The organism is Vibrio sp. YT-19(2023) (assembly GCF_033337395.1).
Genome location: NZ_JAWOQN010000212.1, coordinates 1 through 950, shown reverse-complemented (window position 1 = coordinate 950; position 950 = coordinate 1). Strand labels below are relative to the sequence as shown.

The 950-nt window shown below is 47.1% G+C and carries 1 protein-coding gene; it reads left to right on the top strand.

The features are described from left to right. A partial coding sequence (locus tag R7E78_RS24935) for a peptide MFS transporter (RefSeq protein WP_318058449.1) occupies window positions 1–950 on the top strand: 950 nt, incomplete at both ends.

Genomic DNA, 950 nt, shown 5'->3' with positions numbered 1-950 from the left:
TTAACTGATACCACAATGAATGGTGGTTTGGGCTGGTCAACGAAAGACGCGCTCGACCTTTATGGCATTTACACCGGCCTTGTTTACATTACCCCATTGATTGGTGGTTACCTTGCCGATAACTACCTTGGCCAACGCCGCTCAATTTTGCTTGGTGGTGCATTAATGGCTATCGGCCAGTTCACACTGGCACTTCCGGCTGACGCACTAGGCTTCGGAGCACTTCACACTTTCTATTTAGGTCTTGCTCTGCTTATTTGTGGTAACGGTCTATTCAAGCCAAATATCTCTACCATGGTTGGCGACCTTTACAATGAAGGTGATAACCGTCGTGATGGCGCTTTCACTATCTTCTACATGGGTATCAACCTTGGTGCTTTACTAGCCGGCGTGGTTTCTGGATCTGTAACGAACTCATTTGGTTGGAAAGCAGGTTTCGTAGCAGCGGGCGTGGGTATGATAATCAGCCTTGTCATGCAAATGTCGCTTTCACAGTCTTGGCTTGGTGATATTGGCCGTGAGCCAGCCGCGAAACGCGACCTAAACAATAAGAACGCCAAAACAAAACAGCCTCTTACCAAAGAAGAAGTAGATCGCATTAAAGTTATCTTGGTGATGAGCCTGTTTACTATCGTATTCTGGGCTGGTTTCGAGCAAGCTGGCGGTCTGATGAACATTTACACTCAACAGTACACCGATCGTATGATTGGCGGCTTTGAAGTACCTGCAGCTTGGTTCCAGTCACTAAACCCATTCTTTATCATTACGCTTGCGCCTGTCCTTGCGGTTCTATGGGTGAAACTAGGTAAACGTGAACCAAACTCACCAGCGAAATTTGCTTTAGCCATGTTCTTCTTGGCACTAGGCTTCCTATGCATGGTTGGTGCAGTAATGGAGCAAGGTGGTGATACTAACGTGAAAACATCCATGCTATGGCTAGTTGGCGCGTT